This is a genomic window from Gracilibacillus phocaeensis, assembly GCF_900626275.1.
GTDB lineage: Bacteria > Bacillota > Bacilli > Bacillales > Amphibacillaceae > Gracilibacillus > Gracilibacillus timonensis.
Genome location: NZ_LR131145.1, coordinates 693,516 through 709,880 on the forward strand (window position 1 = coordinate 693,516; position 16,365 = coordinate 709,880).

At 41.2% G+C, this 16,365-nt stretch carries 20 protein-coding genes; 12 read left to right on the forward strand and 8 right to left on the reverse strand.

From position 1 onward, the window contains the following. The first annotated feature begins 318 nt into the window (after positions 1-318). Genes E0E32_RS19360 through E0E32_RS19375 form a run of 4 tightly spaced genes read left to right on the forward strand, consistent with a single transcriptional unit; the run spans position 319 to position 2,726 of the window. A complete protein-coding gene (locus E0E32_RS19360; protein WP_207302305.1) occupies positions 319-1,359 on the forward strand; it encodes a YdcF family protein in 1,041 nt (346 codons plus the stop codon). 19 nt (positions 1,360-1,378) lie between these two features. Beyond that, a complete protein-coding gene (locus E0E32_RS19365; protein WP_066190317.1) occupies positions 1,379-1,708 on the forward strand; it encodes a magnetosome magnetite crystal formation protein family in 330 nt (109 codons plus the stop codon). 51 nt (positions 1,709-1,759) lie between these two features. Next, positions 1,760-2,479 carry an AAA family ATPase gene (locus E0E32_RS19370; protein ID WP_130860912.1) on the forward strand — a complete coding sequence of 240 codons (720 nt, stop codon included), beginning with the start codon at positions 1,760-1,762 and terminating at the stop codon, positions 2,477-2,479. Between the two features lie 43 nt (positions 2,480-2,522). Next, positions 2,523-2,726: a DUF3951 domain-containing protein gene (locus tag E0E32_RS19375; protein ID WP_066190314.1), complete on the forward strand. Its 204-nt coding sequence runs from the start codon at positions 2,523-2,525 to the stop codon at positions 2,724-2,726. 16 nt (positions 2,727-2,742) lie between these two features. Here E0E32_RS19375 and E0E32_RS22405 read toward each other — a convergent pair whose 3' ends face one another. From E0E32_RS22405 to E0E32_RS19390, 4 genes are all read right to left on the reverse strand, one after another. Continuing rightward, complete coding sequence (locus E0E32_RS22405) at positions 2,743-2,883, reverse strand: hypothetical protein (protein WP_161485683.1); 141 nt, start codon at positions 2,881-2,883, stop codon at positions 2,743-2,745. Between the two features lie 58 nt (positions 2,884-2,941). After that, positions 2,942-3,367 (reverse strand): hypothetical protein, encoded by a 426-nt coding sequence (locus E0E32_RS19380; protein ID WP_130860557.1) that lies wholly within the window; start codon positions 3,365-3,367, stop codon positions 2,942-2,944. Between the two features lie 120 nt (positions 3,368-3,487). After that, the gene (locus E0E32_RS19385; protein WP_130860558.1) at positions 3,488-4,222 is read right to left on the reverse strand and encodes a class I SAM-dependent methyltransferase; all 735 of its coding nucleotides are present in this window, start codon (positions 4,220-4,222) and stop codon (positions 3,488-3,490) included. A gap of 71 nt (positions 4,223-4,293) precedes the next feature. Continuing rightward, on the reverse strand, positions 4,294-5,040 hold the full coding sequence (locus E0E32_RS19390) for a Fic family protein (RefSeq protein ID WP_130860559.1): 747 nt from the start codon (positions 5,038-5,040) through the stop codon (positions 4,294-4,296). A gap of 249 nt (positions 5,041-5,289) precedes the next feature. Here E0E32_RS19390 and E0E32_RS19395 point away from each other — a divergent pair, with 249 nt between their 5' ends. From E0E32_RS19395 to E0E32_RS19420, 6 genes are all read left to right on the forward strand, one after another. Beyond that, complete coding sequence (locus E0E32_RS19395; protein WP_286172033.1) at positions 5,290-6,075, forward strand: tyrosine-protein phosphatase; 786 nt, start codon at positions 5,290-5,292, stop codon at positions 6,073-6,075. Positions 6,076-6,106: 31 nt separating this feature from the next. Continuing rightward, on the forward strand, positions 6,107-6,916 hold the full coding sequence (locus E0E32_RS19400) for a metallophosphoesterase family protein (protein WP_066190306.1): 810 nt from the start codon (positions 6,107-6,109) through the stop codon (positions 6,914-6,916). 46 nt (positions 6,917-6,962) lie between these two features. Continuing rightward, positions 6,963-8,288: an ABC transporter substrate-binding protein gene (locus E0E32_RS19405; protein WP_130860561.1), complete on the forward strand. Its 1,326-nt coding sequence runs from the start codon at positions 6,963-6,965 to the stop codon at positions 8,286-8,288. A 65-nt stretch (positions 8,289-8,353) separates the two neighbouring features. Further along, positions 8,354-9,313 carry a carbohydrate ABC transporter permease gene (locus E0E32_RS19410; RefSeq protein ID WP_066190302.1) on the forward strand — a complete coding sequence of 320 codons (960 nt, stop codon included), beginning with the start codon at positions 8,354-8,356 and terminating at the stop codon, positions 9,311-9,313. Positions 9,314-9,328: 15 nt separating this feature from the next. Then, entirely contained in the window at positions 9,329-10,150 is an 822-nt protein-coding gene (locus tag E0E32_RS19415) for a carbohydrate ABC transporter permease (protein ID WP_066190299.1), read from the forward strand. Positions 10,151-10,164: 14 nt separating this feature from the next. Then, entirely contained in the window at positions 10,165-11,214 is a 1,050-nt protein-coding gene (locus E0E32_RS19420; RefSeq protein WP_130860562.1) for an ABC transporter ATP-binding protein, read from the forward strand. Between the two features lie 322 nt (positions 11,215-11,536). On the opposite strand, the gene E0E32_RS19425 is transcribed toward E0E32_RS19420, so the two are convergent. The 3 genes from E0E32_RS19425 to E0E32_RS19435 form a co-directional block, all read right to left on the reverse strand. Next, positions 11,537-12,157: a histidine phosphatase family protein gene (locus E0E32_RS19425; protein WP_130860563.1), complete on the reverse strand. Its 621-nt coding sequence runs from the start codon at positions 12,155-12,157 to the stop codon at positions 11,537-11,539. Next, the gene (locus E0E32_RS19430) at positions 12,158-12,751 is read right to left on the reverse strand and encodes a histidine phosphatase family protein (protein WP_066190290.1); all 594 of its coding nucleotides are present in this window, start codon (positions 12,749-12,751) and stop codon (positions 12,158-12,160) included. 166 nt (positions 12,752-12,917) lie between these two features. Beyond that, the gene (locus E0E32_RS19435; RefSeq protein ID WP_066190287.1) at positions 12,918-13,352 is read right to left on the reverse strand and encodes an Lrp/AsnC family transcriptional regulator; all 435 of its coding nucleotides are present in this window, start codon (positions 13,350-13,352) and stop codon (positions 12,918-12,920) included. Positions 13,353-13,591: 239 nt separating this feature from the next. Between E0E32_RS19435 and E0E32_RS19440 the strand changes: the two genes are divergently transcribed. Both E0E32_RS19440 and speB read left to right on the forward strand, forming a co-directional pair. Continuing rightward, on the forward strand, positions 13,592-14,665 hold the full coding sequence (locus E0E32_RS19440) for a YkvI family membrane protein (RefSeq protein WP_130860564.1): 1,074 nt from the start codon (positions 13,592-13,594) through the stop codon (positions 14,663-14,665). A 2-nt stretch (positions 14,666-14,667) separates the two neighbouring features. Beyond that, positions 14,668-15,636 (forward strand): agmatinase, encoded by a 969-nt coding sequence (speB, locus tag E0E32_RS19445; RefSeq protein WP_066190280.1) that lies wholly within the window; start codon positions 14,668-14,670, stop codon positions 15,634-15,636. Positions 15,637-15,869: 233 nt separating this feature from the next. Here speB and E0E32_RS19450 read toward each other — a convergent pair whose 3' ends face one another. After that, entirely contained in the window at positions 15,870-16,364 is a 495-nt protein-coding gene (locus E0E32_RS19450) for a GNAT family N-acetyltransferase (protein ID WP_078060018.1), read from the reverse strand. Position 16,365: the final 1 nt, after the last annotated feature.

Below are 16,365 nucleotides of genomic sequence, written 5' to 3' on the forward strand. Positions count from 1 at the left end.
AAAGATAGACGTATCCACCTTTCTTCTCCAGTACCATATCTTGTTCAAGAAGATTATTAAAAAAGGACAGACTTATCCCGTTCACTCTGTTATCCAAACAGAGCCTTTGGACCTATTCAATTACTTAGTTCAAAGTGGGGAAACGAAGTCGCATCGCGTGTGTCATTTTTTAATAATCCTCCTTCTCGTATGTTTCCACTTCATTATATAAATTTCTTTGATTCTTGTCAACAGCGGCAAGCCTTTCCTATGCGCTCTTAGAGAAATATGATACAATGCAGGTTGTACATATCCTATTTGTTTAGAGGTGACTATCTATTGCTTTGGATCGCCCTTTTAACCTTGAGCTTATTTGTAATCTTTTTGATTTCTTATCTACGAGACCCGCGAAAAATTATTAATGGATTTTTATTTAATAGCTTTATTCTCGCTTTTTTGGTTACTTGTCTGATGTATACCTTTCAAACAGATACGACACAATGGAGTGCTTGGATTATATTCCCTATTGTAGCCATACTTATTCTTATTCCATTTGCCTTCGTTGTCCTGATTGTTGGGTTGTTTCTCAATGCAAGAACCTTAATGCGCAGGGAAGGAAGAAAACTAGCCAATTCGCTCACGCTGTTACTGGGGCTTGGCATGTTGTTTCTCTTGGTGGTAAGAATGTTGGATCTGTCCCAATTGGTATCCAACAACCTGCAGCCATTATTTGGAGGGGCGGGGCTGATCACGATGTATTTCTTTTTGCACATGTTCAACTTCTTAACTGCATATACATTGTATCAATTTAACCGGCCCAAAAGAGATCAAAATTTTGTGATCGTACTAGGTAGCGGATTGATTAATAACAAGGTCCCTCCGCTCCTAGCCAATCGGATCAATAAGGCAGTCGCCTTTTATCAGAAACAGAAAAAGGTCACTGCCCCGCCTAAAATTATCCTTTCTGGTGGACAGGGACCGGACGAGGAACGGCCGGAAGCAGAGGCGATGCAGGAGTACGCCATTCAGCAAGGGATTCCTGCCGAGGATACGATCCAAGAAAATCAATCCGTTAATACTTATGAGAACATGGTTTTCTCTAAAAAAATCCTGGATGATCGCAAACCAGACGGAGATTATCACAGCATTTTTACCACCAATAATTTTCATCTGTTTCGTGCTGGTATTTATGCCCGTAAGGCAGGACTGAACAGTCAAGGCATTGGTGCCAAAACAGCCTTTTACTATTGGCCTAATGCCATGGTAAGAGAATATATCGCAATCGTTGTTCTGCAACGCAAGCGACATCTTGCTGTGGTAGGCAGTATTCTTTTTATTTCGATTTGCTTATCGATTATTAACTGGTTCTTTGTTTATTAACCTGAAGGAGGTGTTTGGAGTGGAAACGAATAAAATATTGTCAGCGCTTTGTTATTTCAGCATCTTCTTTGCGCCGATCATCTTACCGATTGTGGTCTGGATTGTTGGTGATGAAGAAAGCAAACGACATGCCCAAAAAGCGTTTTGGTCGCATATTATCCCCGTACTGACTGTCATTCTCGCTTTTTTTGTGGTGAGTGCCGTTGGATTCACTCAATTTATTCAATATGATCAGGGAACTGCTTTCATTATTACAATGATGGTTGCAGGATTTGTCTGCTTCTTAGTCAGTGTTTTCTATTTTATCTGGAATATCGTACAAGGCGTTAAAATCCTTAGTGCTAAGTAAGGAGAAATCAAATTGAAGAAATTAAACACAGATACACAGTACCTCAAATTTATGCAGTTGAAAAGGGAGCTTATCGAGTCTTTCGAAGTGTTCCCTTTCACCCTGCCTGTCATACAACATTTTCAGGATATCGTTTTCCATCCGAATGTCACGATGATTATCGGAGAAAACGGTATGGGAAAATCGACATTGTTAGAGGGAATTGCTGTGTCACTAGGCTTCAATCCAGAAGGCGGGTCGAAAAATTTTAACTTCTCCAGCTATGATTCCCACACCAATTTGGATGCGTACTTGCGCATCGCCAAGGGACCCTATCGTCCGAAAGACCATTTCTTTTTACGGGCGGAAAGCTTCTATAATGTAGCCACGTATGTGGAAGATATTGATCAAGATCCATCAGGCGGGGGCAGAGTAGTCGACTCGTTTGGAGGTACTTCCTTGCACCAACAATCGCACGGTGAATCGTTCTTCGCCGCCTTTAATGAACGATTTCGCGGTAATGGCTTGTATGTCCTTGATGAGCCCGAAGCTGCTCTGTCCCCACTGCGCCAATTATCACTGTTAAGCCGGCTGGATGAGCTGGTGCACCAGGGCTCTCAATTTGTGATTGCTACCCATTCTCCCATGTTAATGGCCTATCCTCATGCCAGGATTCTTGAACTATCAGAGGACGGGCTACAGGAGAAAGCGCTGGAAGAGACGAGTCACTATACAGTGATGAAACAGTTTTTTGAGGATAGGGGGCGGTTGTTTTATCATTTGTTTCGATGAAGTGGTGTGTTAGTCATGAGTATAATAAGGAGGATTGTATATCTTGATTGCTTTTATCATAGCAGGAATTATTTTTATTCTTATAATAGTAGTGATCATTAAGGTATTGGTAAAGAAAAAAAGACCCACTAACTCTTATACTCCATTTGATGCTATTACAGGTCAGGAACATAGCGAATTCCATGAAGAACGTGAAGAGTACGTACAAAAGGAAGATGAGCGGCAGGATGATGATAAGGATAAATAGTAATGGTGCTTATAAATTATTCTCCATACTTCTCTTTCAACTTTTCAAATACCTGTTCAGCTTCTAAAAAACTTTCTCCTTCTTTCCTTTGTTTTTCTGCTTGGGCTAATTTCTCGTATAACTCCAATTTTGCTAAAGTTTTTTCATCAGTCGCCATACTCATTAGAACCATATCACCGGTATTTGAGCTCCGTCACGATCTGAGATTGTAGCTTTTATTCAAGTCTTCGTTGGCCAATGATGACGGCCGTTTTTATTGCTTCTACCGAGATTTTGGACGTCATTTTTAGAATGACGCCCATTTTTGCTGCTTCTACCGAGATTTTGGACGTCATTTTCGGAATGACGCCTATTTTTGCTGCTTCTACTAAGATTTTGGACGTCATTTTCGGAATGACGGCCATTTTTGACGCTTCTACCGAGATTTTGGACGTCATTTTTGGAATGACGGCCATTTTTACTGCTTCTACTAAGATTTTGGACGTCATTTTCGGAATGACGCCCATTTTTACTGCTTCTACCAAGATTTTGGACGTCATTTTCGGAATGACGGCCATTTTTGACGCTTCTACCGAGATTTTGGACGTCATTTTTGGAATGACGGCCATTTTTACTGCTTCTACCGAGATTTTGGACGTCATTTTCGGAATGACGAGTTGGTACTAAATCTCTCATCCTTCTATTCCTTTTACCGGCGGATCTCCCAGGGTTCATGCATTATCTGCAGCACAGCGCTCACACGTGTGTATAGATATCAGCACTTATCTCTTATCCGCTGCGATCATTAAAAACATCGGTCTTCGTAATTCATCTTTCATTTCAGGGATTTCCTCGAGTGCTTCTGCCGATGGTGTGGATTCTTCTACTTCTTGAATCCTGAACCCGGCTTGGATGACATCGTTCATATAACTTGCTACGGTACGATGATACTTCTGCACATTATCCGCTAAAAAGCTCGTTTCCCGTAATCCCTCTGTGTGATAATGGTCAACCGGCCAATGCAGGTGATTGCCTTCCTTATCATTATGCCAATCCTGTTCCGCCCTTGCTGTAAAAATGGGATGTTCTACGGAAAAGACAAACATACCACCTGGCTTTAGATACGGATATACTTGCCGACATATAGCAGAAAAATCTTCGACATAGTGAAAAGCTAAGGAGCTGAATACCACGTCAAATTGCTCGTCATCAAAACTCACCTCTTCCAACGGTGCCTTGATATAAAAGATTTCCGGATCATCGGTCATTGCTTGGGCCTGGATGATCATATTTTCTGATATGTCAACGCCAATCACAGATTGAGCTCCCTGTTCTTTGACATAACGGCAGTGCCAGCCAAATCCACAGCCTAAATCCAATACGGCCTTTCCTTGCAAATCTGGAAGCATTTCTTTGACAATATGCCACTCCCCAGCAGCCTCTAACCCTTTGACCGATCTAGGCATCTCTTTGTATGCTTCAAAAAATGCTTGGTTATCATATTTATTTTGTTTCATTGTCGATTCTCCTCGTATATTACTGATTTTTCTTTCTATCATGATATATTCATACTACGCCAGTCCATGCACTATACCTTTGGCAAAGGAACTTGTAACAGTCTTAAAAAATCCTTTTGCGATTCCAATTCTCTAGACGCAATAAAGTCAATAAACGCTTCATCATCTCGATGTGCCTTTTCAAGTAAAGCAATATATTCCGCTCGCAAAATGGGAGGGATCAGTGCAGGAAGATAGCCATCCTGAATAAGGGCGGTATTCATTAATAGTCTGGCAACCCTGCCATTGCCATCTTTGAAAGGATGTATAAACACAAACTTCTTGTGAAGAATGGCTGCGAATTCTACTGGATGATACTTATTTCGTTCTGTTTTGATCCATTTACATAGAGCTTCTATTTCATAAGGTATCTCCTCAACCTTACTAACTGGATAATCAGAACCCGATATAAACACGGGAATATTTCGATATTTACCTGCAAAATCCATATCAATATTTTGATAAAATAATTGATGCAGATAGAGGATATCGTTTTCTACGATCTCTTTATGATCAAGTAGTGTAAACATCTGGTTATATGCCTTCGCATGGTCGACGGCTTCATACATATCTCTCAGAGGTCTTCCTCCAACAGTTAGTCCATCTTCTATGATGACTTTTGTTTCGCTCTCCGTTAAGGAATTACCCTCTAGCGCATTAGATGTCCAGGTTAATCCGACCCGATAAAAATCTCTTATCTGCTTTAACATTTCCCCTTCAAATGGCCTTAGTTCATTAATACAATGCTGATATACTTCCAATTTTTCAAATGGCCCCATCATTTCCCTCCATTCTTGGCTTTGTTTTCTCGGCTTTTGCTTTGCCTAAACTTTCATATAGCTCCTCATCTAACGGCATGCATATAATTTCATTATGAACGCTATCTTCTATTTATACAACTTAACCATATCTTGATGTTTATTTTACAGTAGCTTTATCTATCTTTAACAATCGACTGCTATGATTGATAACTGTAGGGACCTCCCCTCTGACCTTATTCAAAAAGTAAAGGAGAATGTGAATTGAGCGTGAGCAACGTAATGCAAACAAGTCAAGCTTTGAACCTTGCCGGTGTGCACAACTTCCGTGATCTTGGCGGTATGAAGACAACAAATGGTCGCACGATCAAGCATGGATTACTCTTTCGTTCGGCTGACCTGACAGACGCTACGACGGAAGATAAGCAATTATTCCAAGATCTTGGCATTCGCACCATTTTTGATTATCGTACAGCGCAAGAGGCAAATGATCGTCCAGACCCACAACTCCCTAACGTGAACTATCATCGCGTTGCGGTCAATAAGGAAACGGGTGAAGCAAGCTGTCAATCGCTTGAAGATTTATTTGCTAAAGAACAGCCAGATAGCTTCGGTACGGACCTCTTAGTGGCATTATATCACAACTTACCAATTGGAAACTATTCCTTCCAGCAGCTAATGGCACATGTCAAACAGCCAGCGGACAACCTGCCTTTGATTCAACACTGTGCAGGAGGTCGAGATCGTACGGGGATTGGTACGATGATTATTTTATTAGCTTTAGGGGTTGCTTGGGAGGATATTGTCGAAGACTTTCTCTACTCTAATGTTTTGTTAGAAGACTATCACCAGCAAATCTTTACACAACTAGAAGACAAGATACCGCCGTCACAGTTGGAGCCATTCAAAAAGGGATTCCTGTTGCAAGAACAATACTTAACCTTATCTTATCAAGCCATTCTCGCACATTATGCCACCATAGAAGAATTTTTAACCCAAGAATATGGTATCACAGCAGACATTCGCATGACCTTACAAGACTATTGTCTAGAATAAATCATTCATTTTATTAAAGAGGAGTGTTCCAATGAACAAACTATCATTTATCCATTTAACCGATACACATGTGTTGAAAGACTATCAAGGAAGTTTCCTAGAAGGACTGGACAAGAACAGTTCTAATCCTAGTGATCAATTAATCAAAATCCTTCAGTTTGCCGAAGCCCGCAAGAATAAGCTTGACTTCTTGCTTGTTACCGGTGATTTAGTGCATGAAGGGGATGTGGAGGACTATCAGCACTTAAAATCCCTGCTAGAGGAACATACCAGCCTTCCTATCCATCTAAACCTTGGCAATCACGATGTCACCCCTGCTTATTGGGAAGCCTTCCATCAGAAGTTAAATTGTGAAGACGAATTATTTTATACCGTTGATATCGATGGTTTCCGTCTCATCGTTTTAGACTCCAGTTATGATAAGAGCGGAACTGGGCGGGTCAGCGAAGAACAGCTAGCATGGTTGAAAGATGTCCTAGCTGTTCCTTCCCAATTTGGAAGCCTGGTTACGGTTCACCATCCGATTGATGAAGATATGTCTTTTGGTGATCATAGCCTGGTTAATTCTGAAGAATTGTTGAAAGTACTAGATAATGAAGAAATCATTGCCGTTTTAAGCGGACATATCCATAAAAACTGGATTAAAAGCTACCCTCATTTTCTGTTATCAGCGGCAGAAGGGACCTGCTTCGGTGTAGAATTTGATGGCGAAAAGGCGGATTTCACTGATAACAGTGCGTTTAATATTTGCACCATTGAAAATGGCCAGCTGCAGATTGAAGTGACTCGTGTACCAGAAAACAATCAAGTACTCTTTAGCTATGAATTAAATCTTGCTTAAAGAGACCGTAGTTTAGCTATTTTTTAAAAGAGGAGCTATCAAAACGATGAAAAAAATAAGTATATTTCTAACATTTGGTTTACTGTTGTTATTTCTGGCTGGCTGCGGCATTTGGGGACAGCAGACATCAACTGCTAGCGAAAGCACGTCAACCGATTTGGTCGAACTTGATCCAGACAATCCTACACCAATCAACTTTTATACCTATAGTTTGGCAATCCCCAGCATGAAGGATGGGATGGAGCAATTAATTCAAGACTTTAATGATACGGTTGGTAAAGAGAAAGGCGTCATTGTCGAAGCAGTAGCCGACCCTAATTTTCAACAATACCAAGCGGATATCACGGCTGGGAAAGAGGTGGATGTTGTCCAGCACGTGTTTGGCACCTTAGACGCCTCCAGAATGAATTTGGGCTTCGAGGCTTATGAAGATGTATTTCCAGAAGAAGAGTTAAACGCTCACTTAGAAGGTATCTCGGAAAATGCCTTACAACTAGGGGTAATCGATGAAAAAATGTACGGGTTGGCCTTTACCTTTAGTACACCGATTGTCTTTATAAATGGCGGACTGTTTGAAGAAGCCGGATTAGATCCCAATGATCCGCCGGAAACCTGGGCAGATATCAAAGACTATGCCCTGCAAATCAAAGAAGCAACCGGGAAGGACGGATTTGGATTGGAACCAGACAATGGCTGGGTTACCGATAGCGTCTTTTTCAGTAATGGGGCGGACATCTTAACAGAAGATCGTTCTGAAGCCGTTTTTGCTAGCGAAGAAGGCATGGAAGCGATGGAAACATGGAAGGATATCTACAATAGTGGTGCTCATGCCATCGGCTCTACCTCCGATGTGCCCGAGCAATTCATGGCAGGTAACTTAGGAATGTATATCACCTCAACTGCTATGCACAGCGGATTTAAAGCAGCTTCTGAGGCTGGCGGTTGGGATTTATATGGCGCTGCCCTGCCACAGTTTGGTGACAAACCTAGCATACCGGTTAACTCCGGTAGTGTCCTTGCTGTACGCCCGGAATCGCCTGAAAAGAAAGCAGCGACATGGGAATTCATCAAATATGTAACAGGACCTGAGGGGTACACAACGATCACCGAACAAATCGGCTATTTACCTCTTCGTACCGGCTTAGCGGAGGACCCAGATTATTTAAAAGATTTTGTGGCTGAGAATCCTCTATATAAGATTAACTTGAAACAACTGGAACATATTCGGCCGGCAACCATCTGGCCTGGAGACAGTGCCACCGAAACCAGCGCCATCTTTAGTGATACCATTGTGGAATCTATTTCCACCGATGCAGACGTAGCAGAATCGTTAAAAAACGCCGAAAAAGCGATTAATAACGCGCTAGAATGATCACTTGGTATGATTGCTTTTGAGCGTGAAAGCAACCATACCATTTGGAGTAAAGGATGAGGTATATGTCTAACCAGAGCCATTCGATTGATATTTCCACACTGGAGCCTGTATCAGCAAAGTCAAAGCGTGCCAGAAAGTGGCGCTTACTTACAAAACCATATATGTACCTGGCTCCAGCTCTCGTTTTATTATGGATTTGGATGTATTATCCGATGTTATCCACGTTCATACTTGCCTTTCAGAACTGGGGAATGGTGCCGGGAACGTCACCTTCTCCCGCAGGCCTGGATAACTTTGTACGTTTATTGGCCAGTAAAGACTTTGGTATTTCCATTATTAATACGATCTTCTATACCGTGGGCCTGCTTCCATTCTCGATTGTGATTCCCTTATTTCTGGCTGTAGCCACTCACAAAATGGAAGGGAAAATGAAAAATGTCTATCGCGCCATGTTCTTTATACCACTGATTTTGGCGCCAGTATCGGTGGGGGCCATTTGGCGCTGGTTGTTTCACCCTACCAATGGATTGGTGAATGATCTGTTACTGCGATTTAGCTTGATCGATGCACCGATTGCTTTTTTCTCAGACCCTGTCTTTGCCAAATGGCTGATTCTTTTGATTACCGGCTGGAAAATGATCGGGTTTGGAACGATTTTGTTCTCGGCCGCCTTAACCGGGATTAGCAAAGATTATTATGAGGCAATTTCCTTGGAAGGAGCCAACCGTTTTCAGCAGTTTCGTGATTTAACACTTCCTTTGTTGTCACCAATGATTTTCCTTGTCTTAATGATGAGCTTGTTATTCTCTAGTCAATGGACGTTTGCCTATATCGATATCCTAACCCAGGGTGGTCCGTTTGGTACATCGACGAATATTTATTATGAAATGTATAAATACGGCTTCTCGAATATGGATGTCGGATTAAGTGCAGCCGCCGCCATGTTGTTCTTTATTGTCTTTGGCATCATTGCCTTTGTGTTAAATACGATCACCAAAAAATATGCCTTTTATGATAATTAGGGAGGGAGTGCAGCTATGAGACAACGAAAACTTTCCGCAAGCACCATTATACAGCATACACTATTGATTTTACTAAGCCTGATCGCTATATTCCCTTTATATTGGATGGTGATCTCATCGTTAAAAAATGAAGCTGATATTTTTAGTTCCAGTTTTATACCATGGAACGCAACATTTTCTAATTATGTCTATGCCTTTCAAGAAATGCCGATTTTACGCATGATGCTCAACTCATTTGTGATGGCAATCCTATTAACGGCTATTCAACTGATTACGAGCATTCTCACAAGCTATGCTCTGGTGCGCTGGCAAGTGAGGGGAAGTCTTTTTATTTATACGATTATCAGCCTATCTTGGCTAATTCCGATGCAAGTGATCATGATCCCTAACTATGTATTAGTCAATCAAATCGGGTTAAATGAGACGATCTTGGGGATTGTCGTTCCCTTATCTGTTTCTACCTTTGCGATTTTATCGCTCTATCAAGGCTTTCGTTCCTTCCCTAAGGCTTTGATCGATTCAGCCAGACTAGACGGCGAAAAGGATTTCTTTATCCTCGTCAAGATCATCTTACCCAATTTGAAGTCAACGATTGCTTCGCTTGGTATTCTATTATTTATCAATGGCTGGAATGAATACCTTTGGCCCATGTTGATTACGACAGAAATGGAGAATGCCCCGATTCAAATCGGCTTGCGTTCCTTTGTGAATTCGGATGTGAACATGTGGGGATCGCTGATGGCGGCAACAACAATATCTTGTCTGCCTATCTTGATTATTTATTTACTACTGCGAAAACACATTATCGAATCCTTTGTACGTTATGGAATTAAATAAAGGAGGAGTATCAAATGGCACAAATCACCTTACAACATGTCAAAAAATCGTTCGGTAAAGCGGATGTCTTAAAGGATATTAACCTAGAGATTCAAGATGGATCTTTCACCATATTGCTTGGTCCTTCTGGTTGTGGTAAATCAACCTTACTAAGGATTCTAGCAGGTTTAGAGGAGGAAAGTGCAGGTCATATCTATATGGACACAAAAGAGATTACCTATAACGAACCAAAAGATCGCGATGTCGCGATGGTGTTCCAGAATTATGCCTTATACCCGCATATGACCGTCTATCAAAATATCGAGTATGGTCTAAAAATCAAGAAAATTCCAAAAGATGAACGGAAACGAATGGTAGCGGATGTACTGGAAATGGTCGAATTAACCGATCATGCCCAAAAAAGACCGAATAAACTGTCAGGCGGGCAGCGTCAACGCGTGGCCTTGGCTCGTGCCATTGTCAAACGACCTGGTGCTTTCTTTATGGATGAACCATTATCCAATCTGGACGCCAAATTACGAAATCATATGCGCCAGGAATTAATCGAACTGCAGCAGCAACTCCAAACCACGTTTTTGTATGTCACCCACGATCAGGTCGAGGCGATGTCGATGGGAACCCATATCATTATCCTGAATCAAGGAAAGGTCATGCAGCAAGGTACACCTAAGGAGATTTATACAAATCCCGAGAACCTGTTTGTGGCCCAATTCATTGGTTCTCCGGCCGTTAATATTATCGAGCAAGGCGATTATTCGATCGGGATACGACCTGAAAAAATGCAGCTTATCACACCTTTTGATACAGCAGCAGGTGATTACCGGCTTGAAGGTGAACTTCTTTCGACCGAACAACTTGGCGGGGAAACGATCTACCGTGTCAAGACGGCATACGGTAAACTCCATGTTAAAACGCCAAGTCAATGGGAGGCTGTGGATAATAAGATAAAGCTTTCTTTCAAAAAAGAGGATGTCTTCTTTTTCGACAATGACGGTGAACGTACCGCACCGGATTATACCTTATTAAAAGACTTGCGAGAGGAACCACAGCTTCATTTTGCATAATTTAAAAAAGGATTCCTGCTTGTGTGGGGTGGAATCCTTTTTTTGTAAGATAAGCGTATATCATTTTGCATGAATAAATTCTTATTCAGGAACAGCCGTGTCCAGCTCCAAGCGCCAAACTTTAGAGATTTCACGACACGCCCTACGATAAAGAAGACTTAGCGACTGGCAAGCCAACAGGCGCAGACAGAGCTAAAGTCGCACTTATGCCCTGCGGGTGAAAGTCAACATCGACTCCTCACGTCGCCGTGTTTCCTTTATCTCAGCTGCAACGCGCAAGTCTCTACGTTTTTAAGAGGGCGCTCCTGCGCTTTTCGTTCTACTACTCTTTTGTCCAATACTCCATCCCATTCTCCTGCGTCAATGCCCAGTTCCCGTTCTGATAGGTCATACCATGCAAGCTTGTATAACCAACCGGGAAAACAGCTTGGTGATTACTCCATTCTTTTCCCTTTAACAAATGATAAATGATATTAATCACCCCGCCATGGGTGACAATCAGCACATTCTCCTGATTGCTCTTCGCTAACGGCGTTTGACAGATCTTTTGAAATGCTTTTTTAATCCTTGTAAAAAATTCCTGAGGGCTTTCTCCGCCCGGATATCTTTCTTCCATCTTCAAGCGATTGAAGTATAGACCAGGATATCGCCTGTTTGCTTCTTCATTAGGCATCCCTGCTAATACACCGTTATTCGTTTCCCGCCAATCCGTGGATGTTATCATTGGTAGATCAAGCGCCTCACTTATGTAAGACGCAGTTTGCGAGGCCCTGTTCAAATCACTGGAGATAATCTTCACAATAGAAAATTGATCTTGATGCTGTACCAAATAAGCAGCCAATTGCTTAGCCTGCTGTCTGCCCTCTTCTATCAATCCTTTCTGACTCCATCCACCGCGATACCCTTCCTCATCTCGACCATGACGCACCAGATAAACAGCCATCTACATCTTCCCTTTCTCACTAAATTGGGATAGGTGACTCGATTCATTGGCATAATTAATCTGCCATTTGCCATCGATATGTTCCAGCTCCGACAAACCGGCATTGACTAATCTTGTTTTTCCCGTTCCTAATTCATGATTAGAGAAGAGCGACAGAATGACATTAATCACCGCTCCATGGGCCACCAAAAGGACACGCTGTTGGGGATAATCAGTTAAAATCCGCTCCAACCCATGAGAAACCCTATGTACAACACTTTCCCTTGTTTCCTGATCTGGATAAATTTTATCGGGATATCGGGACATGCGCTCCTCTTTGGATAAACCTTCCGCCATACCAAAATCTCTTTCTACAAATTCTTCCATTTTTATCAATGGAATATCCAGCCTCTCATTCATTATCTCTGCCGTGCGGGCCGCGCGGGACAACGGACTAGTGACCATGACATCCCAATCGTATTGACTTAAATAATCCCTGCATTCCCGGGCTTGCTGTATACCGGTTTGATTGAGTTCAATATCCGTTTTTCCTTGTATTTGACCTGTCTTATTCCAATCGGTTTCTCCATGTCTGACAATACAAATGCGTGTCATATCCCTTCCCCCTCATCAGCTTATGTACTTGTTGTTTATTATACTAGAAAAAAGGGGGGAACTGCTATCAGAATATATCATCCAACTGATTGGAATATCCAAAGCAGAGCAATAAGATGAATTGAAAAAAATACTGCTGACTAGTCATTGTGTCAAAACCACAAATCTAATCAGGTAAAATGATACGGTTGACAACCGGTTTATCCCATAAAATCGATGTTTTTGTATTGCCATATGGAATTAATTTCTCAATCAATTGTGTTAACTCATCCATTTCCTTTAATGCTGCTTTCATATAGTAGTGGACATGTCCAGTGGCTCGGTAACATTCGATAATACTTTTCTCCTTCTGGATTACCTTTTCAAACTCATTGTGAGAAATAGACAATTCACTTAATTCGATCATAATCAATAACTTTTTCCCTACTGAAAGAGGAGAAACGATCGCAGAGAATCGTCCAATTACACCATTTTCTTGCAACCTTTTCAATCGTTCCGTCACACTCGGTCTGCTCAATGCCAAATGTTTTGATAATTCACTGATTGACATTCGACCATCCTGCTGTAACAACTTAATTATTTCAATATCCAATTGATCCATGTCACTCACTCCAGGTTATATTTTCATAATGTTAACTATTTCGCTTAAATAACTGCAGATTGCCAAGAAAAAGCCACAAACTGCTTCGTTTTCGTATATACATTGCAATTTATTTGTACTAACATTATAACCAATCTTCAATTATTTGAAAATTCACAAAATAAAAAATGAAGGAATGAGGTTAGTGCATACTGTACATCGCAGCGCTTCTTCGTCATTTTAAAAAGGAGGGAACCATCATGAGCCATTTATCCAAGATCATTATTTTGGCAGGTGCGTTTGTATCTTTTATACTAGGTGCTGGAACTGCAACAGGGCAAGAGATTATGCAATTCTTTGTTCCATTTGGTTATATTGGGACCGGAGCTATTGTGATAGCAGCTATTTTGCATATGTGGTTTGGTGCTTATACGATGGATGTAGGCTCACGTTTGCAAGCAACGGATGCCAAAGATGTTTTTAACTATTTTTGCGGAAAATATCTAGGGTTCTTTTTTTATTGGTTTGCCCAATTATTTATGTTAGTCGTTTTTGTTGTCATGATTTCAGGAGCTGGCGCCACAGTCAGCGAACATTTTGGTACAGGAGACATCCTAGGACGAATCATTATGGCTGCTGCAGTTTTAATCACTGCCTTAGCTCGATTAAACACTATTATAAAGATATTAGGTATTGCCGGCCCTATTATTATACTATTTGCTGTCATTGTTGGGATTGGGAACTTCGATAGTGAAGGCATTCGCCATTCTAATGAACTAATTAGCGAACTACAACTACTGCAGGCTACCAACAGTTGGTGGCAATCAGGGTTTATCTATTCATCATTTGTTCTTTTAATTGCTGTACCTTTTCTTGCTAACCTAGGGAAAAATGAAACAAATAGACGCACCGTTATATTTGCTGGAATAGTAGGCGGTTTTATTATGCTGTTAGGTGTTTTTGCTATTTATACAGGCATTCTTTCCCATATTGACGATGTACAAGACAAAGGGATTCCTACGCTTTTTCTAGCCGATCAAATCAGTTCTATATTAGCCTTGTGTTTCTCTATTATTCTTTTAATTGCTATTTATACAACTGCTGTGGGAATGCTTTGGACCGTATCACTTCAATTTTCAGGAGGGAATCCTACTATTTATAAAATCATTACCATTGCCTTAACTATCATTGGATTCTTCGGTGGAGCCTTACCATTTGCTACAATTATTGATCTTGTCTATCCCATTGTAGGATACATTGGCTTAATTTTAATGGCTTGCATGCTTTATCGCCAATTTATTAACAAAGGTTCATTAGGAAAAGAGGGAATTTAATCATGAGTAAATATGAAAAAAAAGAAAATTATATCAGAGAGAAATTAGATATGCCTTTTACAGGGATTACTTCTTTTAAGAAATATCCTATTTGTACAAATCTAGACGACCTAGATGCTGATTTTGCCATTATTGGTGTACCAAACGATATGACCACTGCTTGGCGTTCAGGAGCTCGGATGGGACCACGATCCATTCGCGAGCAATCTTCCCTTTATGCATTTGGAGCAAGCTATGACCACGAAAAAGATATTATCTATGATGAGAAAGATGTGAAGATCTTTGATTGTGGAGATGTATCGATCATTAATGGTGATGTGGAACAAAGCCATGAAAATACAGAAGAAGCAGTCAGAAAGATTATTGCAAAAGGAGCCATTCCCATTGTGTTAGGTGGAGATCATTCCGTCACCAATCCTGTTGCTTTCGCTTTAGAAAGTCATGAAAAAGTGAATGTGGTACAAATTGATGCTCATTTGGACTGGTTAAAAGAAGCCTCAGGGCAGCGCTTTACCTTAAGCAACCCGATGCGCAGGATGTCTGAAATGAATCATATCCATAAAATGGCTCAGATTGGTATTAGAGGTGTTGGCAGCAGTCAAAAGGAAGATTTTGATGATGCAAGAAACTACGGAAGTAAGATCATCTCACCTAGACAGTTAAGAAAACAAGGGATTGCTCAAGCGCTAGAACATATGCCTGAAGGTGAAAAATATTATGTAACGATTGATATTGATGGTTTAGATGCCTCCATCGCTCCAGGTGCAGGCTCTCCTTCTCCTGGCGGTTTATTTTATGAAGAAGTCAGCGATATATTAGAAGCTATTGCAAAAAAAGGGAATGTGATTGGTTTTGACTTAGTAGAAGTCAATCCGCTATATGACCCAACACATGTGACATCGCAAATCTCGGCTAGACTAATCATTGATTTTATTAATTATATTATTAAAGAAAAGCAACTAAACCAATAATATGATACTGCAGACAGTGATAAAGCGAGAATTCGTTCAGTGGGCAGCATTATTACCCCTGAACGATAGTGAGACTTATCAGGAGGTTTAGAGACCGTTGTTTTCCATTCCTGTCATGGGTTAGGTTAGCTCTTTTTATTGCAGGAAAACTTACGGACTCTTAACGCTGTGATAAACAATACATAAAGCTTGCTGCACAGGGAATAAATCGTGTAGCAGCTTCATGTTCCTTTTCACTCCGCAAACAAAATAAGCATCGTAATCGACGTTCCTTCTTCCCCCACTTTGACAAAACCTAATGATTGATAAAGCTTTACCGCACTGGTATTCTCAGGATCTACACTTAACGACAAACCCGGATAAGGGGATGTCTTAGCCACCTGCAACAATTTGTTCATCAGCTCTCGTCCCAGTCCTCTCCCTCTTGCACCAGAAGTAATCGCAATGCCTAGCTCTGGAATATCATGACGAACAAAGCCATAGCCCGGATTCCGCTCATCAAACAAACGATACCATGCGGCACCGATGGCCTTATCCTCTTGCTGGTACGCAATAAATGCCGTATCCCCCTGCCTTCCCCAATCTTGATGATATTTGCGCAGATGCTCTGATTGAAGCAGTACATGTTTTGCAGGCTTATTCTCCGAGATGTAGATCGATTCGTATAACATATCGGTTAAAAAGTCATAATCCGCCTTCGTTCCGGTATAGGCTCTGATTTCAAACATG

Excerpts from the sequence above, each read along its gene's own strand:
- E0E32_RS19370 (WP_130860912.1), top strand. The coding sequence starts at position 1,760 with ATGCAGTTGAAAAGGGAGCTTATCGAGTCTTTCGAAGTGTTCCCTTTC.
- E0E32_RS22405 (WP_161485683.1), bottom strand. The coding sequence starts at position 2,883 with ATGGCGACTGATGAAAAAACTTTAGCAAAATTGGAGTTATACGAGAAA.
- E0E32_RS19380 (WP_130860557.1), bottom strand. The coding sequence starts at position 3,367 with ATGACGTCCAAAATCTCGGTAGAAGCAGTAAAAATGGCCGTCATTCCA.
- E0E32_RS19385 (WP_130860558.1), bottom strand. The coding sequence starts at position 4,222 with ATGAAACAAAATAAATATGATAACCAAGCATTTTTTGAAGCATACAAA.
- E0E32_RS19390 (WP_130860559.1), bottom strand. The coding sequence starts at position 5,040 with ATGGGGCCATTTGAAAAATTGGAAGTATATCAGCATTGTATTAATGAA.
- E0E32_RS19400 (WP_066190306.1), top strand. The coding sequence starts at position 6,107 with ATGAACAAACTATCATTTATCCATTTAACCGATACACATGTGTTGAAA.
- E0E32_RS19405 (WP_130860561.1), top strand. The coding sequence starts at position 6,963 with ATGAAAAAAATAAGTATATTTCTAACATTTGGTTTACTGTTGTTATTT.
- E0E32_RS19410 (WP_066190302.1), top strand. The coding sequence starts at position 8,354 with ATGTCTAACCAGAGCCATTCGATTGATATTTCCACACTGGAGCCTGTA.
- E0E32_RS19415 (WP_066190299.1), top strand. The coding sequence starts at position 9,329 with ATGAGACAACGAAAACTTTCCGCAAGCACCATTATACAGCATACACTA.
- E0E32_RS19420 (WP_130860562.1), top strand. The coding sequence starts at position 10,165 with ATGGCACAAATCACCTTACAACATGTCAAAAAATCGTTCGGTAAAGCG.
- E0E32_RS19425 (WP_130860563.1), bottom strand. The coding sequence starts at position 12,157 with ATGGCTGTTTATCTGGTGCGTCATGGTCGAGATGAGGAAGGGTATCGC.
- E0E32_RS19430 (WP_066190290.1), bottom strand. The coding sequence starts at position 12,751 with ATGACACGCATTTGTATTGTCAGACATGGAGAAACCGATTGGAATAAG.
- E0E32_RS19435 (WP_066190287.1), bottom strand. The coding sequence starts at position 13,352 with ATGGATCAATTGGATATTGAAATAATTAAGTTGTTACAGCAGGATGGT.
- E0E32_RS19440 (WP_130860564.1), top strand. The coding sequence starts at position 13,592 with ATGAGCCATTTATCCAAGATCATTATTTTGGCAGGTGCGTTTGTATCT.
- speB (WP_066190280.1), top strand. The coding sequence starts at position 14,668 with ATGAGTAAATATGAAAAAAAAGAAAATTATATCAGAGAGAAATTAGAT.
- E0E32_RS19450 (WP_078060018.1), bottom strand. The coding sequence starts at position 16,364 with ATGTTTGAAATCAGAGCCTATACCGGAACGAAGGCGGATTATGACTTT.